The following is a 24,544-nucleotide window of genomic DNA, read 5'->3' as shown; positions in this document are numbered from 1 at the left end:
GATTTGTGACAATAACGGCAATAGACGTCAGCTTTGGCCATGCTTTACCCTTAAAAGGCGGGAAGCATATCACAACAACTAACTATTTAATACATGACCGCACCCTGGGCTTGTCTTACGTAAATATCTCGGTGATATATCCGTTACTGATGCGGCAAAATCACTAGGTGTAACTCGTACCGCATTATCTCGTATATTAAACGGCAGTACAGGTATTTCTGCTGATATGGCTCTACGCCTAGAAGCAGCCTTAGATACTAGCGCTGAAATGTGGACTAGCATGCAATCTCAATATGAACTGTGGTGCGCATCACAGCAAGACAGACCCGAAATAAAACCCATACTTGTACATCTGTAATTCATTAACTTCCTATTTGAAATTAGAGTCCCCCTATAACTATTAATCAATTGACTTTTAACAACGACGAAATGGATAATAAATCTACTATTTTTTGCCTTTTCTATTTCATTTAGGTGACTAGGTGACGCGCTATGTACGATAATTTGAAAAGTTTGGGGATCACACATCCTGAAGATATTGATCGCTATAGCCTCCGCCAGGAAGCGAATAACGACATTCTGAAGATTTATTTCCGCAAGGATAAAGGCGAATTCTTCGCCAAGAGCGTTAAGTTTAAATATCCACGTCAGTTGAAAACCATCTCTGACGATCATTCAAAACAAGGCTACAAAGAAGTCAAAGAGATTAATACCAACCTACGTTATGTGATCGAAGAACTGGATCAGATTTGCAAACACGATCAAGCAGAAGTAGATTTGAAACACAAAATTCTTGACGATCTGCGTCATCTCGAACATGTTGTCGCTAATAAGATTGCAGAAATCGAAGCCGATTTGGAAAAGCTGACCCGTAAGTAATCAGGTCAATCGTATTATTACACCGCTTATCTTTCTTCTCGAATTTACCCGATAAGATAAAAGAATAAGCGGTGTGACAGACGCTTCCCTACAGTAAAGCCCCCCACTCCTCAATCCAATTTTGGGCAAAGACTTCGGGTTCAACCACTTCTATAGCATCAATCAACAGCACATCACCGATTCGTTTGGCTCCCTGCTCTTGTAACAGTTCATCAAAGGTATGGCCGCCACCACAGAAGTTGTCGTAACTACTGTCGCCCAGTGCAATAACGCCATAATGCAAATCAGGCTGATAGCCCAAATTGTCATTTAATTTCGCGTAGAGTGGCTGGATATTGTCAGGTAAATCGCCCTGTCCTGTCGTTGAGGTGACGACTAAAACAACCTGTTGCACATACGCTTGCCATTGTTCTAAGGTCGCATCTTCAAAGATCTCAACCTCATGCCCCTGCTGCTGGAGGGTTTGCTGCGCCTCTTCTGCTACCGCCAGCGCATTGCCATAAACTGTACCAACGAAAACACCAATCTTTGCCATAAATATTGATCTCTTTAATCGGTTTGATAGTGCATTTATTTATGAGTGGTTAGACATTCCAATTCAGGCACAATACCCTGCCAGCCAAACTGTTCAAACAAGTGTTGCCATGATGAATCCCATCGCGCGGTCAAAAGAAGATCTTCCCCTGTTACGGGATGTTTGAGTTGAAGATGGCTAGCATGCAGCATTAACCTGCCTGTCTGATAATATTTAGCAACTCCTCGGTTTTGGCGCAAATCGCCGTGCGTTGTATCCCCGATAATGGGATGCCGAAGATGCGCCATATGTCGCCGCAATTGATGCTTACGACCAGTTTTTGGCATCAATTCCAACAAGCTGAAACGCGATGTTGGGTAACGTCCTATTTCAACCGGACACTCAACTTGTGCCAATGAACGATAGTGAGTAATTGCTGACTGTGCTTCTCGGTCAGTATCCGCAAACTTATCCGCAATTTTGTCTAATTGTTCCATTAAGGCGTAGTCGATAATATCATCACCTTCGACATAACCACGCACAACTGCGTGATATGTTTTTTGTATATGGTGATATTCAAATTGTTGGGAAAGTAGTCTTGCAACTTCACTGGACAATCCCATCAGCAAAACGCCGGATGTCGGTTTATCCAATCGATGAACAGGAAAGACATGCTGCCCAATTTGATCACGCAGTGTCTGCATAACAAAAACGGTTTCATGACGAGCCAACCAACTACGATGAACCAGCCACCCCGCAGGTTTATTGACTGCAACTAAATAATCATCCTGATAAATAACATCCAACATATCAGTTATCCTGTATAAATAGATTATCCAATGCTTTTAAGTGTCCCAGCAAAGGCAAATAACGCTCTATTTGTTCCTTATAGACTTCCTCAAAATACGGTGCAATCGTGAACGCCGCCGGTAAGCAGGCATTTTGTTCAATCAACGCACGCATTCTCGGGATTAGCACCCACTGGAGCCATTCGTCTGCCGACATTGTATCAATGGAAAAAGGCTCTGTACTTTCAAAGGCTTCAGGTTTAGGAGGGTAACTTTGCCATATGTCTATTGTTTTCATGGTGGCTTCAATTAACTGTAATTTATTCAGAATTTGGTTCTCAATACTCATGATATTTCGTCTGATACTTGGCTGTGGATCAGGTGACAGAAACTGCCACCACGTCATAAGGGAGTAAGAGTACCATTGATACGTTTTCAGCGGAAAATTTGCTGCAAGATAAAACGAAATTTCCGAAAGAGGCAACTTGAAATATGAAGCAAAAAAAGAGGAGAGATAAAATCTCTCCTCTCAGATTGGTTGTTATAGCAATCCCGCTAAATTTGTCTTTCCTAGTTCATTCCCTGATAAAAATACTTCCTTGTCAGTTATCCTTTACTTTATCATTATACTTAGAGTATCTGGCGATCCTGCCTGTCCTTAACCGTCCTTGCCCCATCTTCCTGACGGAATTATTCCCTAGTTATTCCCTGGTTGTTGTTTTGCTGTGGTTCCTTACAGAACAGTAATAGGATCTACAATTCAGGCGGTTAGAACAAGTAACTGGGCAGATACAGGCAGTAAAGCGACAAAAGAAATATCACGGTAATAATTTATATCTTACTGATATAAAATAAGAATAATATCCATGATTAGTATTCATGCAATGATTAAGAGAGATATCTCACATCCCATGTGAGATATCTCTTACAAAAAATCAGACCAATATCTGCACCTAACGGCACGTAACCGGTTTGAGAGCCGACAAGAAAGTTACCAAATCTGCGGATAGCGTCGTTCTCTCATGTCTGCCAAACTGTTCAAGGATCACCTGCCCTGTCATATTACAGATAGAAATCAATCCCATATCGGAATCAGCAGTACCAATAAATGCGGTGGGTGGGAGTTTTAAACGTTTCTGTGTGACAAGATGACCAATAAGATTTTCCTGCAACCGGATAAAATCATCTTCACTCCATGCCTGAATCAAACTAAAGCTCTGCCCCTCAAGACTAGCGGTCATGTCCCCTGCAAATTGGGTGACATAGAAATCATTAACTGAATTCTGCAAACGAATATCCAGTGCTGTTTCTACCTTGTTGAGCCCTCCTTGGACAGAAAATGGCTGAGGCAACCAGTAAACAACCTCGTCACCAGTGCGTTCAATGCATGGGGAGGGAATACCATAAAGATCACTGCTGGCTGGCGGAAATCCCGTTTCTCTTTGCCACTGATCAATATAGCGTTGGGTAAAATCAGAGAGCGCCTCTGTCACATTCAAGGTCATATGATTATATCATCCATTGTTGCGGGTTCATCCCCTTCATCTTTCAAGATACCCCATAGAATAATTGTATCAAATTCGTGACACAAGATATCTTACAATGAAATATAAAACTACATTATAAAATAATATCCTTAACCGCTTAAATAAAAATAAAACACAAGGATATTAGATCATGTACACTATAAATTCAGATAAAAAACACAATTCCCCGCCAAATAAAAATATAACATTTCAAAAAGAAAAAAAATTAAATGGATTCCCCGGAAAAGTAAAATTGGAATATCGGAATTTTCAAAACTGGTCAAAAGAAATTAAAGCAGATAAAGTTTTATGCTGTATACCTAGCTCTATTGACGAGGTTCTTTCTGTCGTCAATTGGGCATGGCAGCAAAAATATAAACTGAGACCCATCGGACAATCACATAACTGGTCACCCTTAATATTAAAGCCTTATTCATCAAATAATGTTTTGCTAATGGACCTGCAAAAGTATTTCACTCAGGTCATTATCGAAAAATCAGATCAATCTTTTATTGTTAAAGCACAAACAGGCATACTGATGGAAACATTGATGACAACAATGGAAGAACATGGCCTTGGTTTCATCGCAACTCCTGCCCCGGGAGATTTAACACTAGGAGGAGTTTTAGCCATTGGTGGACATGGAACAGCAATTAAAGCACTTGAAGAAAAAAGTGAGGCTGGCCATATTTATGGTTCCCTAAGCAACGCTATATTGGCTCTTTCCGCTGTAGTATGGGATGAAACGAGCCAGCAATATATCCTTAAGAACTTTCAGCGAACTGAGGCTGAGTGTGCTCCTTTATTAACTCATCTGGGAAGTGCTCTGATATTAGACGTTAAATTACAAGCGGGTAAAAATCAACGCCTTCGGTGCGAAAGCTTTTTTGATATTACTGCTAGTGAATTATTTTCTTTGCCACAAAATAAAAAAAACAATAAACGGACTATTAGCCATTTTCTAGATAAGAGTGGTCGGGCTGAGGTAATTTTATTTCCATTTACAGAAAACCCCTGGTTGAAAATTTGGAGTATTGCACCCCAAAAACCCAGTTCCAGCATTGAAGTGACAACTCCCTATAATTATCCATTTTCCGATAATATTCCTAGCGATATTTCAGAATTAACCAAATTAGTTTTATCCACTGCGCCAAACTTAACACCACTACTTTCTAAAATACAATATTTACTTGCATCAAATGCTATAGGAAGGGAAAAAGACATCTGGGGTTGGAGTAAAAACCTGCTGTTATATATAAAACCAACAACATTGCGTGTTACAGCAAATGGTTACGCAATATTAACACGCCGAGCTGATATTCAACGAGTACTACACGCATTTTATACTAAATGGAAAGCACTGATGCAGGCGTTTAAAAAAAAGGAAAAATACCCGATTAATGGCCCTATCGAAGTCAGAGTTACGGGATTAGATACCCCTTCTGAAGCGATATGTAAAAATGCGGTAGTTCCCAGTTTGTCAGCCATTCGCCCTCGTCCGGATAAACCAGAATGGGATGTCGCTGTTTGGCTCGATGTATTAACCTTGCCGAAGACGCCACATTCGATTGAATTTCTCCACCAATTCGAAAAATGGTTATTTGCAGAATTTAATGGTGATTATGCATCAGCCCGGGTCGAGTGGAGCAAAGGCTGGGCATACAGTGAACATGCCGCATGGGAGGATGAGACGATCTTAACCAAAATTATCCCATCTTCATTTGCTGATGGTCTGCCTACTGATAATAACTGGTCTACTGCGATAGCCACATTACATAAATACGACCCGCATCACATATTCAGGTCCCCGTTATTGGAAAAATTACTTTCAGATTAATACCCCGATAAATAGTAGATATGAAATATATCTACTATTTATCAAATGTGAAAAATCGCGAACCTACAGTAAATTCATTGAAGAAAAAAGATTCAGCCTCGCTCAGGCAGCCCTGATCTGGCTTGGTGAATAATGCACAATTAAAATACGAACCTTTGGGATTCCTTGATACACTACAACCTATCTCAGTAACAATGTGTTATACCTATTTTTCAGGTGGTATATCCAATGGATTACAAGGAATCCCATGTCGTTATATCAAAATGATCAATCACTTGCTCAACTCACTTTGGGTAAACCAACGCCTTATAGCGATAACTATGATCCCACCTTACTGCAAGCGGTTCCTCGCAGTATGAACCGAGAACCTCTTGGATTATTTCCTGATAACCTTCCATTTCACGGCGCAGACATTTGGACGTTATATGAGCTATCCTGGCTCAATTCACGCGGTGTTCCTCAAGTGGCTATCGGCCATGTCAGCCTGAGCGCAGCCAGTGAAAATCTCATTGAGTCAAAAAGTTTTAAGCTCTACTTAAATAGCTTCAATCAAACCCGCTTTGCTGATTGGGAAACGGTACAAAAAACCCTGCAACAGGATTTATCCGCTTGTGCCAATGGCGATATTGATGTTGTTTTATACCCTCTGCATGATTTCAATTATCAATCAATCGCCAAATTTGAAGGTGAATGTATTGATAATCAGGACATTGAAATTGATGATTATCAGTTCAATCGCGATTATCTTAATAATGCAGCGACAGGCCCAATCGTTGAAGAAGCTTTAGTCAGCCATTTGCTAAAATCAAATTGCCTGATCACGAATCAACCTGATTGGGGAACCGTACAAATTCGCTATAAAGGCCCTAAAATCGATCAGGAAAAATTGCTGCGTTATCTGGTTTCTTTTCGCCATCACAATGAGTTTCATGAGCAATGTGTTGAACGTATTTTCAATGATATCATGGTGTTATGCGCCCCTGAAAATCTGACAGTGTATGCCCGTTATACTCGTCGTGGAGGTTTGGATATCAACCCGTGGCGCAGTAACGAAGCATTTATTCCGCCGACAGGAAGACTGGCGCGCCAATAATTAGGCTAACTCCAAAAAAGTGATTAAGAGCCTAATTGGATAGACTCTAAGCCAGAGAGCGTTAACCTAAATAGTGCCAGATAGCCAAACGGGTTGAATGAAACAAAGAAGTATTCGTTATATACACAATGGATTTCAAATTGCAGGGTATACATCATCGCCCCATAGGGGGATAAAGGAGTCACTTTTGATTACACACGTCAGCCCGTTAGGGTCAATGGATTTACTCTCTCAGCTTGAAGTGGATATGCTTAAGCGCACAGCAGGCAGTAATTTATACCGTCTGTTTCGCAATTGCTCTCTGGCCGTACTCAATTCTGGTAGCCAAACTGATAACAGTAAAGAATTACTATCAAAATATGAAGACTTTGATATCAACGTGTTGCGTAGGGAACGTGGAGTAAAATTGGAGCTGATTAATCCACCAGAAGACGCTTTCGTTGATGGCAAAATTATCCGTTCCCTACAAGCGAACCTGTTTGCCGTGCTACGCGATATTCTGTTCGTTCACGAGCAAATTGCCAATGAAAAGAAAGTACATCATCTGAATCTGGCAAATGGTATGCACATTACCAACACCATTTTCTCTATCCTGCGTAATGCCAAAACGCTGCACCTTTCAGAAGATCCCAATATGATCGTCTGTTGGGGCGGGCACTCCATTAATCAAAATGAATATTTATATGGACGCCAGGTCGGCTACGAACTGGGCTTACGTGAACTGAATATCTGTACTGGCTGTGGGCCTGGCGCAATGGAAGCACCAATGAAAGGCGCAGCCGTTGGACATGCCCAACAACGTTATAAAAACAGCCGTTTCATCGGCATAACAGAACCTTCGATTATCGCGGCAGAACCGCCCAATCCGCTGGTGAATGAACTGATCATCATGCCTGACATCGAAAAACGGCTAGAAGCTTTTGTTCGTATTGCGCATGGCATTATTATCTTTCCAGGTGGAGCAGGAACAGCAGAAGAACTCCTGTATTTATTGGGTATCCTGATGACCCCGGAAAACAAAGATCAGATTTTGCCGTTAGTGCTGACAGGGCCAAAAGAGAGCGCCGATTACTTCCATGTTCTGGATGAATTTATTGTCAATACACTGGGTGAACAGGCTCGCCAACACTATCGCATCATTGTGGATGATCCATCAGAAGTGGCTCGTGTCATGAAAAAAGCCATGCCACACGTTAAAGAAAATCGCCGCTCAACAGGAGATGCCTACAGCTTCAACTGGTCAATGAAAATCAGTCCGGACTTGCAGCATCCATTTGAACCATGTCATGAAAACATGGCTAATCTGAATTTATATCCAAATCAGTCTCCTGAAAAATTAGCCTCAGCCTTGCGATGCGCATTTTCTGGTATTGTGGCAGGTAATGTGAAAGAAATCGGAATTCATGCTATCGAAAAGTATGGGGCATTCAAAATCCATGGCAATGCAGAAATTATGCACAGAATGGATAATCTGCTGAAAGATTTTGTCGGGCAAGATCGCATGAAACTTCCGGGAGGTTCAGCTTATGAACCATGCTATGAGATAATCAAATAAACAACAGAGATCTTTTCTCATCAAAATCTAATGGCGGGCGCCAAGGAATAAATCCACGGATGGAGTATAATTATGACTATGATACACCTTTTGATTGTAGATGCCCTGAACTTGATTCGACGTATCCATGCCGTGCAGGGAAGCCCTTGTGTTCCCGCCTGCGAACATGCGTTAAAACAATTAATCAGCCATTCTTCTCCCAGCCATGCCGTCGCTGTATTTGACGAAGATGACCGTCGTGATAGCTGGCGCCATCAATTACTGCCTCATTACAAAGCAGGGCGTTCTGCCATGCCTGAGGATTTACGGCAAGAAATGCCACTGATTAAACAAGCATTCAATACCCAAGGAGTAGCTTGTTGGTACGCTGAAGGCCATGAAGCCGATGATTTGGCAGCGACACTGGCATCAAAGGTCGCCAATATCGGGCATCGTGTCACGATTGTTTCAACAGATAAAGGCTACTGCCAGTTACTTTCACCCAATATCCAAATTCGTGATTACTTCCAAAAACGTTGGCTGGATTTACCCTTTGTTCAACAGGAGTTTGGCGTTGCCCCTGATCAACTTCCCGATTATTGGGGACTAGCCGGTATCAGCAGCAGTAAAATCCCCGGCGTTCAAGGCATTGGCCCCAAGACAGCCTCTACTCTGCTGCAACAAGCCGGTTCGCTGGATAATTTGTTCCAGCATTTGGAAAACCAACCGGAGAAATGGCGCAAAAAATTGGAGCCTTATAAAGAAATAGCGTATATCAGCCGTGAAGTTGCTTCATTAAAAACCGACTTATCACTACAGGGTAATTTGCAGCAGCTTAGGCTGACTAATACCTAATAAATTACAAAGTGTAGCAAGGCGGTAATTGAATGACTCCCCGGAAGTATAGTGAAAGATGTCACTGGGATGAACGAATACCACCAACAAAGAGGCAATTTGCAAAATAAAGTGAATAAAATGAATGAGACAATAAAATCTGACTCACTCAATCTTGGCACACTGAAAAACACAATTGTAAAAAACAAAAAGCAGCATAACCTTATCATCAGATATGCTGCTTATCTTTCTCCATGACTTAATAGAAAATTATCATGGTGTAATTTAACGCTATGCCTTATATAAAATCACTCAGCCGAAATAATCAGAAATTAACCTAATATGTTCCCCGCGTAATTGCCCCGACTCATTCAATAACCCTATCCACGCTTTCATATAGTCATATTTTGCCTGAGACAGTTCCCGACGGGCTGTATAGAGTTGCTGCTCCGCATTCAAAATATCAACATTCACCCGTTGCCCTAATAAGACACTTTTCTGCGTGGCTTGTACCTGAAGTTCCGCCGCTTCCACTGCTATTTCATAAGCATGTATCCGCTTACGACCATTAACGCAGCCATTATAATGGCGTCGCAACGCATTCAGTATCCCGCCTGCCTGAGCATCCATTTCGTACTTGGTTTTCTCATAATTCGCCGCCGACTGACGCAATGATGCCGAGGTACCACCGCCATTATACAGATTCATTGAAACACGCACGCCTATGGAATCTGTCCGGTATTTTTGATCGATACTGTTATCGTTGCTGGATTTATTCTCACTGTGGGAAGCATAAAGCTCCAGTTTCGGCAGATAACCCGCCCGACTACGCTCGATGTCATGATGCGCGGCAACAACATTCTGGCGAGCTGCCGCCAATTGAGGATTATGCTGTAGTGCTTGCTGCTCCCACTCCGCATACGGTTCAAACAATAATTTCAGCGGAGTGAAATGGGCAACATTGGGCAGGCGATTGACAGGTAAATCAGCGGGCAACGGAATACCCACCAAAACCTGTAAATCCCGGATAGCCGCATCCAATTCGTCTTGCACCGTCAATTCATCGGCCTGTAACTGACTGTAGCGAGCCTGCGTTTCCGCAATATCAGTACGAGTACCTTCACCGGAAGCCCATAATTTCTGGTTAAGCTCCAATTGCTTTTCATGGGCCAGACGCTGCTGAGCAACCTGACTCAATCTGTCTTGGGCATAAGCGACTGCGACATAACTGTCCACAACCCGGACGACCAATTGCTGGCTCTCTGCCCGAAAACGGGCATCACTCATCAATGTATATGCCTTACGAGTCTGATAGCGAGCCCAGGCTTCAAAATCGACTAACGGTTGCGTCAATATTACCGTACCACTGTAGCTGTTATACTGCCGGTCACGCTGCTCTTTAGTTCTCTTCCCTCGCGGACCGAGTAAATCCGATTCTGTCGTTTGCCAGTTTTTCGGCGCATTCTGATAACTGAGTGATAGCTTGGGCAGCAGTTCCGCTAACCCCAGATTTTTCTCCTCCTGCCCGGCTTGCTGCTCTTTGATGGCGGCCTGAAAAGTAGGATCACGCTGTAAGGCCAAAGCATAAGCCTCAGTCAATGACAGTGCTTTGGCCGAACCAGAATGAAAAGTTGTCAGAACAGCTATCACAAACAAGGCTAATCGTGCGTAATCTGCCCCTGCCATCCGGTAATATCTGAGCATTCCTATTATTCCTCAATCAGCGATGTAGATGCCCTGTCCATCAATGGCTTGAACAGATAACTCAGCAGAGAACGTGCCCCGGTTTTGACAAATACTTCAACAGGCATGCCCGGTTTGATATGCAACCCCGTTAGTTTTCCCATACCTTCCTGCGTCACCCGTACCCGCATCTGGTAATAAGGTTCTCTTGTGACTCCATCCACCAAACGGTCGGCAGATACTACCATCACCTTGCCCGTGACTTTCGGCGTTCGGTTCTGATTGAACGCCGTAAACATCAACTCAACATCCTGTCCCACGGCAACTTTATCGATCAGATGCACCATTAAACGGCTTTCCACTTCTAGCACACTTTGCGCCGGCAGGATCTCCATTAATTTCTCGCCAGAAGTCACCACGCCACCTTGGGTAAACACGGTTAACCCAACTACCGAGCCATCCACCGGAGCCGTAATGGACGTATGTGACCGATCAAACTGCGCCGTTTCCAGCCTGTTTCGCAGTTCATTAGCCTGTACCTGAACTTCCGCCAACTGACTGCGCACTTCACGCTGGTAATCGGCCTGCCGCTGGATAATCCGTTGCCGTGTTTCCTGACGCTGCTTTTCAAGCTGACCAATCCGCCCCGTCATTTCCGCCATGCTGCCACTTAGCTCACTTTGGCTGCGTAGTAATTCCAGATAGCGGTTACGGGGAAAATAGCCCTCCTCTGTCAGAGGGCGCAAGTTCGTCACCTGTTCCTTGAGTGAAACCTGCTGTTGCTGTTTGCTCATCAAGGCTTCCCGCAATCCCCTGATTTGAAAATTCAGCCCCTCTTCGGTCTGTTGCATACCTGCCAGATCACTGCGCAACATCTCACGGCGTGACAGAAAAAGCTGCTTTTGCAGCGCCAGCGTTTCACTGAAACGGGGTTCCGATGGCTGAGCCATTAATGTAGGCGAAAAAGCAATATCATCCTGACCTTGTTGTTCGGCCAGAAGTCGGGCTTCGGTTGCCAAGGTGGTGTAAAGTTGCTGTTTCAGAGAATCAATCTGAGCATTCACCTGCACCTGACTGAGCTGAACCAACACCTGACCAGCTTTGACGTGCTCCCCTTCTTTCACCTGAATGAGCCTGATAATGCCATTCACGGGAGACTGCACCGTTTTCCGGTTGCCATCCACCACTACAATGCCGGGAGCTGCGACCCCTTTATCTAACGGCGCAAAAGCCGCCCAGATAAAAAATCCCAGCAGGCCAATGCCAATCACCAGCCAGCCTATTCGCAGGTAACGATCCGCATCCAGCGGCAATAATCCTGATGCTCCATGTTGAGCATCCTGTGCATTGGTTTGATAAGACATCTTCACTCCCTGATAGCAGTAGCCCAAATATTAAAATAGGTCTGGATCATGTTACGAGGCTCGTTCGACCATTTGTGATTGTGATTGTGATGCCGATTGTGGTTGTGACGGAGATTGTGGCTGAGACAGTGCCGCCATAATTTGCTGGGAAGGGCCAAACATTTTCATTTTTCCCTGTACCAACAACAACACCTTGTTTGTTTGTGAGAGCAATGAAGGCCGATGGGTGATAACCACAACCGTTTTACCCTGTTCCCGCCATTGAGCAATCGCACGGCTCAACGCTTTTTCTCCAGCATCGTCCAGATTTGAGTTAGGTTCATCCAGCACCACCAGCGAGGGGTTGCCATACAATGCCCGAGCCAACCCAATACGTTGTTTCTGCCCCCCAGATAGTCCCATGCCTCCCGCCCCAATGACGGTGTCATAACCTTGTTCAAGATTCAGTATCAAGTCATGCACGCCGGCTTTTTGCGCCGCTTCAATCACTTTTTCAGGTACCACCTCATTAAAACGCGCAATATTTTCTGCAATAGAGCCCCCAAACAGTTCGATATCCTGAGGTAAGTAACCGATGGAAGCGCCTAGTTCATCTTTGTTCCACTGATAAATATCTGCACCATCCAGGCGAACCACCCCCTCCTGCGCAGGCCAAATGCCGACCAGCAAACGGGCCAGAGTCGATTTCCCCGATGCGCTGGGACCAATCACCCCTAAGACATCTCCGGCTTCCAAAGCAAAGCTGATATCCTGCAAGACTTGTTTATTTTTTTCTGTCGCTTGAGCCGTCTTTGCTTTACCAGGGGGGATGGCAGACACCTTTTCCAGCGACAAAGCTCCGTTGGGAACAGGTAATGACATACCATTTTTTCGCTCGGGTTGTGTTTTAAGTAACTGATCCAACCGCTGCCACGACAGGCGCGCTGCACTCCAGCTTTTCCACGCCTGTATAAGCTGCTCAATCGGGGATAGTGCCCGCCCCATCAAGATGGAACCTGCGATCATCATGCCCGGAGTAATATGACCTTCTATCGCCAGCCAACCACCTAGGCCGAGGATCAATGATTGCAACGCAATGCGCACCGTTTTGGTGATCGCGGCAATCGCCGCAGCACGCTCACTGGCGATACGCTGAAAATTGAGAAAACGCTCATGCAAACCAAACCAGCGCTGACGCAGTACGGGCAACATACCCAGAGCTTCAATCACTTCGGCATTACGCAAATTGGTACTGGCAAGGTTAGTCGAACGTAAAGAAAGATGGCTAGCTTCTGCCAAAGGTGCCTGAGACAGCCACTGATTCAATACCGCCAATATAATTAATATGAGCGCCCCAACCAGCGCCAACAACCCTAAATACGGGCTAAACAGGAAAATGACACCAAGGTAGACAGGGAACCAGGGCGCATCGAAAAATGCGAACAGGGCATTCCCCGTCAAAAACTGACGAATGGTCGCCAAATCATTCAACATCTGCCCGGCATCGGTTGAGCCATTTTTTAGATTGGATTCATACGACGCAGTATATACCCGCTGATTCAGGCACATATCAAACTGACTGCCAATGCGGATCACCACCTGACTTCGGATATATTCTAATCCTCCCATGATGGCAAACATGCCCAGTGTGATCAGCGTGAGCATCAGCAAGGTCATTTCATTACTGGAAGGCAGCACGCGATCATAGACTTGAAGCATATAAATGGAGGGAACCAACATCAGTACATTGATGAACGCCGTAAATAAGCCAATAGTCCAAAATACCTTGCTGCGAGCACGGATAACATCCGTGATTTCATCTTTTGGAACGCGTAATTTCACTGCAATCCCTTCATTATGTTTTATTTTGACACTGCATTTGCTGTATCGCTTAATGTCATGATCAGTTTCCTGCCATCAACAAAGTAAGCGACCCATTGTTCAGACTCATGACCAAAAAAGGCCAGACTGTTTCCCTCATTATCCGTTAGGGTGAGACCATCGGGGGTAGGACGCCACCCTTCAACCGGTTGCCCAATTAACGACGTCACGCAGGGATCACCTTTCAATGCCCAAATAGAGCCTTCGGGTAAACGGGTATCAGTCAACTCAATACGACATATCTGATCCCCATCGGTGAGTTGCCATAACCCTTTTAACTCTTCAGTGTCTGGAAGCCTCAAACTGCTCGCCATACATCCTCCTGCAAAAAAAAGAGAGAAAATTATCGATAAGGCCGATTTCGATAAAAACGGCCACCATAAACCAAACTTAGGGAGATCAAACTGATAAAACCGGGAATAAAAGAAAACAGGTATTAACCTTAAATATCGGGATAACATGGCGACCTCCTATTCAAATACTGCCGTATCATTGAAGATATACGGCAGTGTTCTACTATCGCACTAATCTCATCAGACGATGAAATCCACTTCACTCAACGGTTGCCCAATAACTTTCACCAGAAAATCATTGCCCGCCAAATCACCACCGAGGCTAATTTCCAGATCAGTGACTTCATTCACTTTGTCATAGGTGAGTACCACTTCACCCGCCTTACCTGTGAATGAATCCACAAACTTGATATTGCCTTTATTGCCAAAGTTAAAATCTGACAGGTCGATCTTGTCTTCGCCAGAAGTAAAATCGTGGATCCAGTCTGGGTTATTTTTCAGAGATTCTTTACCGCTCAAATAGACAAAAGTATCTTTGCCTTCACCGCCCCATAAATGATCGCCGCCCAGACCGCCATAAATAACATCATTGCCTGCACCGCCTTTCAGGGTATTGTCAGCGCTGTTACCCACCAGAATGTCATCACCGCTGCCACCAATCGCATTTTCAATGACTACACCGCGTGCAATAGAAACGTTCCCTTTCAAACCACCAACGTCAGAGAAAGCGCCTTCATTCAGGTTAATACGCTGATTTTGGGTAAAGCCAGAAAAATCAAATGTATCTTCTCCACCCGCATCCCAGACACTGAATATCAATTTGCTATTCGCATCGGTTGCCGTCATGAAATCACGATCAGTATTAGAGTTGAACCCATATACGGTATCCCCTTTACGGGTTTCCATATTTGCACCATACAACTCTTGAATGGCCGAAATATCATTCAGCAAAGGTGCTGAAGAATACCCACCTTTAAAATCCTGCCCCGTGTATTGTTCACTGAAGTAACTCATCACAGTGTAGGCACGGGTATCTTCAAAATATTCTGCTGTATTGATATAGTTCGGACGTACTTTATCAGAAGCATCATAGTCGGCAGGATGTTCCAGCCCTAATGTGTGTCCAATTTCATGAGTGAAAGTCTGACGAGCATAACCATTCACATCAATGTCATTTCTTATAAAAGTTCTGCTTTCGGAATTATACCAACTATAAGCGGTTTTCTGCCCCTGAGGCAGATTTGCAAATGCATAATCTTTATTCGCACTATAATCAAAGAAACCAAAAGTAATATTTGCTTTCTTCGAGCTATCTACTTCGGTAAATTTAATATTGGCAACATCAGACCAAGATTGTAAAGAAAGTTTCGCTGCGCCTTTTTGTTCTTCATTAAAAGCACTGAAGCCAGAAATTTTAAACAACGGCATTATCGAAGGTTGTGATGTCAGAAAATGATACGATAATTCCAATGTACCAGAAGAGTCCACATATTTATTGGACCAATGGTAATTACCCCGCAACAGCTCATCAGACGCTTCGTTTCTTAATGCCTTATGTTCAACACGAATAGCAGGATCGTAGTTCGGAACGTAAGCTGTGAGAAGTGCATTGATATCCTGAACGGAATCGGAATCAGATAACCCCACATAGGTATATTTTTTCTTTGAGGTCATATAAAGCTCCTGTACAAACAAGATGAGTATTCTAAAGCCCGAAATTTAACAATAACGGGAGTAAGAGTTTTTTATTTATCTCAAGAAATTTTAGAAATGAAATAAAACTCCCGAATAAAATAGCGTTAGTTTTTATCCGTGTAAAAATAATTAATATATCTTTTTAGAATACATATCAAACAAATTTAATTTTCACACTCAATTATTAATTTATTAATGAAATTTTTTCACAATAAAAAAACAGTATTATTTATTATTTAATAATACTGTTTTTATATACTGAAAATTTACATGAAGAAAGAATTATCTATTCTTACTTTTGTTTTTCAAATTGCATGTTCTTAACTACAACTTGAAATATATTGAACATACATCCTCAATAATCCCGCAGGGTTGCATACACAGACCAGATACGACGAACATGTACCGTGATCTCTTCACGATCGTGATACAAATGCTTTGCTTGAATCTGAGCATTCACCCCATTCTCTTTCAATTGCTGTTCTATCTTCTCCAATATGTGGGCAACTTCCTCGTAACGCTTTTTCATCGGCAACTTAAGATTGAAGATCGCCTCACGGCACCAGCTTTTTACCAGCCAATCCGTCATGAGCTGTGCAACCTTGGCAGGTTTTTCAACCATGTCACAAACCAGCCAGTAAATATTTTTCACCGACGGCTCAAATTTAAAACCGTCCACACAGTGATGCTTCACCTGCCCGGTATCCATTAAACTTTCAGCCATCGGGCCATTATCCACCGCATGAACCAGCATACTGCGTTTTACAAGCTGATAAGTCCATCCGCCCGGACAAGCACCGAGATCGACAGCATGAAGGCCGCTGTCCAGACGCTCTTCCCACTCGTCATAAGGAATAAAGACATGAAAAGCTTCTTCCAATTTCAGTGTTGAGCGACTTGGTGCATCTGACGGAAATTTCAGGCGAGGGATCCCCATATAGAAACGGGAATTATTATTGCTGTAGGAATACCCCACATAACAACATCCCGAAGCAATGAAGAAAACATGGATCACAGGGCGACTTGAATTTTCCTTTGCCAGCAAGAGCTTTTCCTGACGCAACGCATTACGCAGCGGAACCGTAAATTTACGGCAGAACTTCATTAACTCTTTACTTTCATTGGTATCCGGCACTTCTACGCGCAGCTCACCAGCCCGTTCAACGATTCCCATCAGCATGCCAATGATCGGTGTAATGCGATCTTCTTGCGGCAAATCTTTCAGCAATTCACCCACAACCAACATCTGACGAGCAAAAATCAATTCACTGAAAGGAATCTCTCGGATCAAACGATCCGCATCATCAGGCTGATAACACTCAAACAGAACATAACCGCTGTTTTCTTTCACACGGGCGAAACCGTAAATTTCTTTCTTACCCGCTTTATCGGTAATTTCTGCCGCACACTCTTTTTCAAAACCCGGGCGGCAATATAAAGCAACTTTATTCATGGCTAAGCGCCGATTTCCTTAGACGCAGAGCGCCAATTAATACACATAACCAACCAATGAGAAAACTGAACCCACCAATTGGTGTCAAATAGACCAAAAATTTTAGCGGTAAAAAGACCAGACAATAAAGACTGCCACTAAACAGCACTATTCCCGCAGCGAAAAAAATACCACTCCAACCAAATTGTGCCACTGGCTGACGCATCAACACAGCCGCCAGTACCATCATCGCGAGTGTATGCAGCCCCTGATATTGCAGGCCGGTATGAATCCATTCCATCTGGCGTAGCGTCAGGACAGGCGCCAGCATATGTGCACCCATAGCCCCCAATGCCACGTAGAAAAAACCACTGAATCCGACAAAAATAAGCATGATTCGACTGCTCATCACACAGCTCCTGTTTCTGGTTAAAACCTATTTTCTAGTTGAAACCTATTGAGTGATAAATCCTAACCTTTCTTGTTCTGACGCAGCTTGCGTCAGTATCCATTTACGAAAAGCCGCAATCTTGCCCAATTCTGCCTGATTATCGTGACAAACCAAATAAAATGCGTTCTTACTCACCAAAACATCATTGAATGGACAAACAAGACGCCCTGCATCAATTTCATTCTGTGCCATGACATTATTGGCAAGAGCAACCCCCTGACCATGTACAGCCGCCTGAATCACCATTGCGCTATGACTGAATATTGGCCCCTGCTGGACATTGATCTGCTGCTGCATATCAAGCTGGCGAATATAGGCTTGCCAGTCTCTTCGCGATGAATCGTGTAACAGCGTATGTTTGGCGAGGTCGGACGGCGTTTTTAATGGGCGATCGCCCGTCAACAAAGCCGGAGAGCAAACAGGCAGAAAATATTCAGGATAGAGGCGATCCGTCCTTAACCCCGGCCAGTTACCTCGACCATAAAAAATCGCGACATCAACATCATCAGCCAGTTTATCTTCTTCCCGATCTATAGCCTGAATTCTAACGTCGATCCCAGAAAAACTCTGATTAAAATCAGAAAGCCGTGGCACCAACCATTGAATGGCAAAGCTGGGAGATAAACTCACCGTCAACGCACCCTTGGCACTACGTGCCTGAAGTTTACGGGTTGCGTCATTAATAGCAGTAAAAATTTCTTTGATATCGAGATAGTAACTCTGCCCGTCTTCCGTCAGAAGCAGAGAACGGTTGCGACGACGAAAAAGCTTTAATCCCAGAAAATCTTCCAGACTTTTCATTTGATGACTTACAGCCGCCTGCGTCACAAATAATTCTTCTGCCGCTTTAGTAAAACTTAAATGACGGGCCGCGGCATCAAAAACTCGTAACGCATTGAGAGGAGGTAAACGTTTAGACATGTTCGTTTCTTATATGATGGTGACGATACCGGTAACTCTTTTCGTTTAGGTATTAGTTTTTGTAATCTGAATCATTATAATTTGTCCCTTGATGATATACCAGTAAATCCCTATAGTGTGCGCACTTCCTAAGCCGGAACGGAAAGTCTCTCTGTAGCAATACATTGATATTTTTGGCTTTGTGGTTGTGATGTTGTGTTTGCAAGTTGTCTGGAATACCAGACTTTGTAGCGTATGCTACCGTTTTTCACTTCCTGTACATTTACCCTGTCTGTCCATAGTGATTTTTTATTGCACCGCAATTGCGGTGCTTTTTTTCATGACTTTCCTGTAGAATTCCCCTTCACTTGGTTAAAGAAAAACTTATTCTTTATCACACAATGATTAAATTAACAGCGTCTATGAAAGCCTTTGACTCCAAAAAATTCCGTCAGCAATTTCCAGCCCTACAACAATCAATCACGTTTTTGGACAGTGCTGCCACGGCATTAAAGCCAACCTGCATGATTGAAGCAAACCAGTACTATTACCAAAACCATAGTGCAACAGTGCATCGCAGCCAACATGCCACAGCTCAGGCCATGACCGCCCGTTATGAACAAACTCGTTCGCTGGTGGCGGAACTGATCAATGCGTCATTACCTGAAGATATTGTCTGGACGAAAGGCACGACCGAATCCATTAATCTGGTTGCACAAAGCTATTTTCGCCCTCGACTGAATGCGGGCGATGAAATTATCGTCAGTGAACAGGAACACCACTCCAACCTCCTGCCGTGGCTAATTTTAGCAGAGCAAACAGGTGCCAAAATCGTTAAATGGCCAATTGGCAATCTGCGCCAACCAGAAATAAATACCCTTGCAAACTTGCTGAATGAAAAAAGCCGCTTGGTCGCCATCAGCCAAATGTCGAACGTCACTGGCGTCGCAGTAGATCTGGCTCAGGTCACTACACTCGCTCACCAATATAATTGTCTGGTGCTAGCCGATGGTGCTCAGGGCATCGTTCACACACCTGTCGATGTTCAACAATTAGATATCGATTTTTACGTTTTTTCTGCCCATAAACTGTATGGCCCGAACGGACTAGGTGTGTTGTATGGCAAAAGCGAATTGTTGAATGCGATGTCACCATGGCACGGAGGCGGAAAAATGCTAACCCAAGTTTCATTCGAGGGTTTCATACAGGAAGCCGTTCCTTATCGCTTTGAAGCGGGAACACCAAATGTCGCTGCGGTATTCAGCTTTGCCGCAACACTGGAATGGCTGAAAACAGTTGATATCCAACTCGCTGAATCCCACGCCATTACCCTAACCGATTATGCCGAGCGGCAGCTCAGCATCCTACCGGGTTTTATCAGTTATCGCACTGTGGGTGCCAGCTTGCTGGCTTTCAATATCGCCGGAATACATCACAGTGATTTAGCTACCCTGATTGCTGAACAGGATATCTCTCTGCGTTCTGGACAACATTGCGCTCAACCTTTGCTTGATGCCCTCGGGATCAGTGGCTGCCTGCGAGCTTCATTCATGCCTTATAACAACCAGCAAGATGCAGATAAATTGATCAGCGCTGTGAAATTTGCCCTGTCGCTACTGGATGAATGATATTTTCTACCGCGTGTGATAAAGCTATCAGCATCAGTTAAATACCTTTTGAACTGCCCCAGCTATTTGTTGATTATGGGGCCAGTTCTTATTCAGAATTTCGATTGATTCAGGCGAACCGAAGTAATATATTTGGGAAACTAGCCATTTCTGAACACAACCACAAATGAGATCCTAACATCATAAAATCCACTTTTATTAATGAATTACTTAAAAATCAGAAAGGATAATGTATGAACATCCCCAAAAAAATTCATTATTTCTGGACTGGAAATAACATATCAGAAAACGATTTAAAAAATATCATAACAATGAAATATGAAAACCCAGGTTTTGAAGTTAACATCTGGGGACGAAGCGGAGATAAATCACTAATTCTAAATACATTAAGAACGCTTAATTTTAAATTCAAACAACAGGATTTTGATATTGGTGATATTTTCGGAACTGAAAATTTATTTATTTATAGAGACGTTGAAGAGGCTTTTTCTACGTTATTCCAAGATGCTGGCATAATTTATAAATCACTAATAGAATATTATAAAAAAAACAATAATTATAATAATATTATAAAGTTTAAGAATTTTAAGGAAAATGCAAAACGTTATGGGGAATATCCTGAATTAATGCATTACTTACACCATGTATATCACCTCCATTTAAATGGCGATTTTCGTAACTATGCAGCATCGAGCGATATTGTTAGACTCATCATTTTATATACGGAAGGAGGTATTTACCTTGATACAGATGTAGAATTAACAGATACTCATATAAAATATAGAAAATCGGAGGTTTTTGACAAATTCACCTATAACCAGGAAGGAGAAGCATTAAGAAAGAACCCTGATAGAAAAACTGCCAGATTTGAAGAAGTCTATTTTCCACCAAACCTGGGTTTTGGTGATGTTACTGGTCGAGGATGGGGTAAAGCAAGTATTCAAGATAAAAAATGGAATACGATAAAGAAGGAACAAATTTCTGAAGATCATAAAATAAATTCTTTTTCCAGTATTATTCTGAAAAATCTTTTCGGAAATGCCATTATTTCGGCCCGCCAATATTCAACAACTATTTTCGATATTCTGTTGAAAATGGCAACAGAAATGAAAAGAAATCACTTTTTGCTTCAAATAAATAAAACAAGTAAAGCAGATAAAATCAATGCAATAGAGCATAAAATAAAACTTTATCAGGATAACTTAAGAATTGATAAAGCCTTAAAATATTATAAAACTGGTAAAATCACTCTGGATAAGAGATGTAACCTGCTAGATCCGATATGGAGAACAGGTATCGATTCATCCCAACCTGCAAAAGAAAATTCTCAATTACACATTAGGCAGCGCCGCATCAATAAAACACTAGAAATGACTGGGCCTGGTGTTTATGCAAGGTATTTTGGTTTATCTGATATCGTACCTCTTCCTGAATCTCTTAAAATTAATAGTAAAAGAAGTCTGTTGTTTAAAAAGGTTGATGCTAGTGCAAATTGGTCAGCCGTAGATCGGTATAAAAAGAAGAAGTAGTATAAGGTGGTTTCTGAATATAGATGTTATGATCCTGAAACCTCTTTGAGAGGCAATCAGAGATCAAAAACACAGCAAGATAAATAACCAATGACACAACTTTCAGACACCATCCTTGCTCCACATCCGTTTGGCACAGAAATTACGGAGCAACAACTCATTGAAAAATTTGAGCAATGCCAATTGTGGGAAGATCGCTATCGGCAGCTTATCGGGCTGGCCAGAAAACTGCCGCCATTGGCCGATGAGTTGAAACAACAAAAGATTGAAATGTCCGGCTGTGAAAACCGTGTCTGGTTGGGACACCAGTTGCGTTCCGATGGCAGTCTGCACTTTTACGGGGATAGCGAAGGCCGCATCGTCAAAGGGCTATTGGCGATTATTCTGACCGCCGTGGAAGGAAAAACGCCAGAGCAAGTTTTACAGGCGTCTTTATTTGAGTTATTTCAGAAAATTGGCCTTGAACAGCAATTAAGTGGTTCAAGGCTCAATGGCATAAAATCCCTAATCAATACAATTCAGGAAATTGCCCACACACATTTAGCGGAAAATCAACGTTAAAGTGCGCTTTCTCGCTCGGCCTTTGCCACCATTTTCTTCAATGCATGAGAAACGGCAACAAAGCCAAAAGTCGCCGTAACCATCGTTGCGGCACCAAAACCAGATGCACAATCCATCCGTTTGGAACCATCCGCCGTGCTTTTCGCTGCGCAAACCGTACCATCAGCTTGCGGGTACACTAACTGTTCCGTTGAAAATACGCAGTCAATGCCCAATTTACCCTTACCGTTTTTTACGACGCGATAATCTGATTTCAGGCGTTCTTTTAATTTAGCAGCCAGCGGATCTTGTACTGTTTTCGCCAAATCTACGACTTGAATTTGGGTCGGATCAAGTTGTCCACCTGCTCCCCCCGTTGTCACAACCGGAATTTTATAACGGCGACAATAAGCCAGTAATGCCGCTTTTGGCCGTATACTGTCAATCGCATCAATCACATAACTGAACCCTGTGGACATCAATTCAGCTACATTATCAGGTGTGACAAAATCATCAATGCAAGTCACTTGGCACTCTGGATTGATCCCCCGTATCCTTTCGGCAATGACCTCAGTTTTTGGTAATCCCACATTCTGTACCAACGTATGCAGTTGGCGGTTAGTATTGGTGATGCAAACATCATCCATGTCAATCAGTGTAATCGCACCAATACCGGTACGCGCCAGAGCTTCTGCTGCCCATGAACCAACACCACCGATGCCTACCACACAAACATGTGAACCTGCAAATAATGAAAGCGCTTTCTGGCCATATAATCGAGCCGTACCAGCAAAACGCTGGAGATAAGCATCAGAGAGAAAAACTTGCATCACAAAATAAATCCTACATAACACCCATCTCTATTGAGATGGGCCATCGATTATTTGAATTAAAGGGATCTTACTGGTTTGCAGTCAAAAAACCAGATGGTGCTTTCTTCAATACCCAAACCCGCCCATAGTGATTATAAAAACCGGCCGCTTCACCCGCTTCTTCACCAACACCGTGATAAATGTCGAAATGATTCCCTTTGATGGCGCCACCGACATCCAGTGCCACCATCAGGCGCACCCGGTACTGCCCAGTAAATTTACCCGTTTTATCCAACACAGGAACTTCTGCCAACAGTGCTGTTCCGGGCGGGATTAATGATTTATCAGACGCAACTGATGCGTTGGCGACAAGAGGAACGGCACTGGCTCCTCTAACAAAAGTATAAGGTTCAGGTTTAAAGAAAACAAATGAAGGATTCTGTTCCAATAATTCTCTTACTTCAGATTCACTGTGCTGCTCTGCCCACTGGCGGATCGCTTTCATCGACATTTTGTCACTGGACACTTCGCTACGGTCGATCAGAACTTTGCCAATACTGCGATAAACATGTCCATTCTTTCCACCATAGCCAAAAAAGGTCAATGGACGACCATCACCAAAATCAACATAACCACTTCCTTGTACTTCCATCAAAAAATTATCCATTAACGAATTACTGTATCCAATAATGAATTTTTTGTTCAATGTACCATTGTATATCGCTGCGCGATTTGGCAATCGAGAACGCGATTTAGTTGGCATGCGATATAGTGGATATTTAAACTCTCCCTGTTTGACATGCCGAGCCTGCAAAACAGGAGTGTAATAACCGGTAAATTTTACGTTCCCGTAATTATCGTCACCATCCATTTGATAAGCGAGTAAACCAAACTGATTTAAATTACGGGTATCACCGCCAGACGTTACCCAACTTTCGATCGCATTAAATATCTCGCTATTATTGTTATAAAGGCGAGGAGAAGATTCACTGATAAACTTTACCTGCTTGGAAAAATCTTTGATATTAACCGGAAAACCTTGGGCATTAGGTGAATTAACCAGCTGGAAATCCTGGTTAATTCGACCATCATTGTATTGCTGTGCTTGATCTGTCGGTCTTGTATGGCATCCCGATAACAACGAAATGACCAACCCGCATAAAAGATATTTGCCCCAGAGTTTCATATTCATGCCTTATCTCCTACCATGATGAGCCGACGGTGAACGATATCAAACACCAATAAATAATAAAATGTAGTTAGAAAAAAATAACTTATTAGCTGACAATTGGAATTAGAACAAAAACAAAACAATTGGCGCATTTTTAACCTAAAAACAAACAAATTTGGTA

23 protein-coding genes and 1 pseudogene are annotated in these 24,544 nt (G+C 43.0%); 10 read left to right on the top strand and 14 right to left on the bottom strand.

What is annotated here, in order from left to right:
* Positions 1-100 precede the first annotated feature (100 nt).
* Both Xhom_RS06750 and Xhom_RS06745 read left to right on the top strand, forming a co-directional pair.
* Positions 101-358, top strand: a pseudogene (locus tag Xhom_RS06750) (HigA family addiction module antitoxin); the annotation flags it as partial.
* Between the two features lie 134 nt (positions 359-492).
* Positions 493-879 (top strand): DUF3461 family protein, encoded by a 387-nt coding sequence (locus Xhom_RS06745; RefSeq protein ID WP_069317958.1) that lies wholly within the window; start codon positions 493-495, stop codon positions 877-879.
* A gap of 88 nt (positions 880-967) precedes the next feature.
* On the opposite strand, the gene Xhom_RS06740 is transcribed toward Xhom_RS06745, so the two are convergent.
* The 4 genes from Xhom_RS06740 to syd all read right to left on the bottom strand — a co-directional run bounded on the left by Xhom_RS06740 (position 968) and on the right by syd (position 3,686).
* A complete protein-coding gene (locus tag Xhom_RS06740; RefSeq protein ID WP_069317957.1) occupies positions 968-1,414 on the bottom strand; it encodes a flavodoxin in 447 nt (148 codons plus the stop codon).
* 35 nt (positions 1,415-1,449) lie between these two features.
* Positions 1,450-2,202, bottom strand: coding sequence for a tRNA pseudouridine(65) synthase TruC (truC, locus tag Xhom_RS06735; RefSeq protein ID WP_069317956.1), 753 nt, complete (start codon positions 2,200-2,202; stop codon positions 1,450-1,452).
* 1 nt (position 2,203) lies between these two features.
* On the bottom strand, positions 2,204-2,530 hold the full coding sequence (locus Xhom_RS06730; RefSeq protein WP_069318563.1) for a YqcC family protein: 327 nt from the start codon (positions 2,528-2,530) through the stop codon (positions 2,204-2,206).
* Between the two features lie 604 nt (positions 2,531-3,134).
* A complete protein-coding gene (gene syd / locus Xhom_RS06725; protein ID WP_069317955.1) occupies positions 3,135-3,686 on the bottom strand; it encodes a SecY-interacting protein in 552 nt (183 codons plus the stop codon).
* 172 nt (positions 3,687-3,858) lie between these two features.
* Here syd and Xhom_RS06720 point away from each other — a divergent pair, with 172 nt between their 5' ends.
* The 5 genes from Xhom_RS06720 to Xhom_RS26990 all read left to right on the top strand — a co-directional run bounded on the left by Xhom_RS06720 (position 3,859) and on the right by Xhom_RS26990 (position 9,263).
* Positions 3,859-5,544 (top strand): cholesterol oxidase substrate-binding domain-containing protein, encoded by a 1,686-nt coding sequence (locus Xhom_RS06720; RefSeq protein ID WP_069317954.1) that lies wholly within the window; start codon positions 3,859-3,861, stop codon positions 5,542-5,544.
* A gap of 247 nt (positions 5,545-5,791) precedes the next feature.
* Complete coding sequence (gene queF / locus Xhom_RS06715; protein ID WP_069317953.1) at positions 5,792-6,637, top strand: NADPH-dependent 7-cyano-7-deazaguanine reductase QueF; 846 nt, start codon at positions 5,792-5,794, stop codon at positions 6,635-6,637.
* Positions 6,638-6,824: 187 nt separating this feature from the next.
* Complete coding sequence (gene ppnN, locus Xhom_RS06710) at positions 6,825-8,192, top strand: nucleotide 5'-monophosphate nucleosidase PpnN (protein WP_069317952.1); 1,368 nt, start codon at positions 6,825-6,827, stop codon at positions 8,190-8,192.
* Between the two features lie 78 nt (positions 8,193-8,270).
* On the top strand, positions 8,271-9,026 hold the full coding sequence (xni, locus tag Xhom_RS06705) for a flap endonuclease Xni (RefSeq protein WP_069318562.1): 756 nt from the start codon (positions 8,271-8,273) through the stop codon (positions 9,024-9,026).
* Positions 9,027-9,077: 51 nt separating this feature from the next.
* Entirely contained in the window at positions 9,078-9,263 is a 186-nt protein-coding gene (locus tag Xhom_RS26990; protein ID WP_069317951.1) for a hypothetical protein, read from the top strand.
* A 54-nt stretch (positions 9,264-9,317) separates the two neighbouring features.
* On the opposite strand, the gene Xhom_RS06700 is transcribed toward Xhom_RS26990, so the two are convergent.
* The 8 genes from Xhom_RS06700 to Xhom_RS06665 form a co-directional block, all read right to left on the bottom strand.
* Positions 9,318-10,709 (bottom strand): TolC family outer membrane protein, encoded by a 1,392-nt coding sequence (locus Xhom_RS06700; protein WP_069317950.1) that lies wholly within the window; start codon positions 10,707-10,709, stop codon positions 9,318-9,320.
* A gap of 5 nt (positions 10,710-10,714) precedes the next feature.
* Positions 10,715-12,052 (bottom strand): HlyD family type I secretion periplasmic adaptor subunit, encoded by a 1,338-nt coding sequence (locus Xhom_RS06695; RefSeq protein ID WP_069317949.1) that lies wholly within the window; start codon positions 12,050-12,052, stop codon positions 10,715-10,717.
* Positions 12,053-12,103: 51 nt separating this feature from the next.
* On the bottom strand, positions 12,104-13,873 hold the full coding sequence (locus tag Xhom_RS06690; RefSeq protein ID WP_069317948.1) for a type I secretion system permease/ATPase: 1,770 nt from the start codon (positions 13,871-13,873) through the stop codon (positions 12,104-12,106).
* Positions 13,874-13,893: 20 nt separating this feature from the next.
* Positions 13,894-14,226, bottom strand: coding sequence for a protease inhibitor Inh/omp19 family protein (locus Xhom_RS06685; RefSeq protein WP_069317947.1), 333 nt, complete (start codon positions 14,224-14,226; stop codon positions 13,894-13,896).
* 219 nt (positions 14,227-14,445) lie between these two features.
* Positions 14,446-15,879: a serralysin family metalloprotease gene (locus Xhom_RS06680; RefSeq protein WP_069317946.1), complete on the bottom strand. Its 1,434-nt coding sequence runs from the start codon at positions 15,877-15,879 to the stop codon at positions 14,446-14,448.
* 376 nt (positions 15,880-16,255) lie between these two features.
* Complete coding sequence (rlmM, locus tag Xhom_RS06675; protein ID WP_069317945.1) at positions 16,256-17,353, bottom strand: 23S rRNA (cytidine(2498)-2'-O)-methyltransferase RlmM; 1,098 nt, start codon at positions 17,351-17,353, stop codon at positions 16,256-16,258.
* Complete coding sequence (locus Xhom_RS06670; protein ID WP_069317944.1) at positions 17,346-17,741, bottom strand: DUF423 domain-containing protein; 396 nt, start codon at positions 17,739-17,741, stop codon at positions 17,346-17,348. The genes rlmM and Xhom_RS06670 overlap by 8 nt, the downstream gene beginning before the upstream one ends.
* 45 nt (positions 17,742-17,786) lie before the next feature.
* Positions 17,787-18,704 (bottom strand): transcriptional regulator GcvA, encoded by a 918-nt coding sequence (locus Xhom_RS06665; protein WP_069317943.1) that lies wholly within the window; start codon positions 18,702-18,704, stop codon positions 17,787-17,789.
* 401 nt (positions 18,705-19,105) lie between these two features.
* Here Xhom_RS06665 and csdA point away from each other — a divergent pair, with 401 nt between their 5' ends.
* From csdA to csdE, 3 genes are all read left to right on the top strand, one after another.
* Complete coding sequence (csdA, locus tag Xhom_RS06660; protein ID WP_069318561.1) at positions 19,106-20,311, top strand: cysteine desulfurase CsdA; 1,206 nt, start codon at positions 19,106-19,108, stop codon at positions 20,309-20,311.
* Between the two features lie 233 nt (positions 20,312-20,544).
* On the top strand, positions 20,545-21,840 hold the full coding sequence (locus Xhom_RS06655) for a glycosyltransferase (RefSeq protein ID WP_069317942.1): 1,296 nt from the start codon (positions 20,545-20,547) through the stop codon (positions 21,838-21,840).
* A 90-nt stretch (positions 21,841-21,930) separates the two neighbouring features.
* Entirely contained in the window at positions 21,931-22,401 is a 471-nt protein-coding gene (csdE, locus tag Xhom_RS06650; protein WP_069317941.1) for a cysteine desulfurase sulfur acceptor subunit CsdE, read from the top strand.
* Here the strand turns inward: csdE and tcdA are convergent.
* A complete protein-coding gene (tcdA, locus tag Xhom_RS06645; RefSeq protein WP_069317940.1) occupies positions 22,398-23,210 on the bottom strand; it encodes a tRNA cyclic N6-threonylcarbamoyladenosine(37) synthase TcdA in 813 nt (270 codons plus the stop codon). The genes csdE and tcdA overlap by 4 nt on opposite strands.
* A 70-nt stretch (positions 23,211-23,280) precedes the next feature.
* Positions 23,281-24,378, bottom strand: a complete 1,098-nt coding sequence (mltA, locus tag Xhom_RS06640) for a murein transglycosylase A (protein ID WP_069318560.1) — start codon at positions 24,376-24,378, stop codon at positions 23,281-23,283.
* Positions 24,379-24,544 lie beyond the last annotated feature (166 nt).

It is taken from the genome of Xenorhabdus hominickii (assembly GCF_002632725.1).
GTDB classification, from domain to species: Bacteria; Pseudomonadota; Gammaproteobacteria; order Enterobacterales; family Enterobacteriaceae; genus Xenorhabdus; species Xenorhabdus hominickii.
This window is presented reverse-complemented; position numbering and strand designations above follow the sequence as displayed.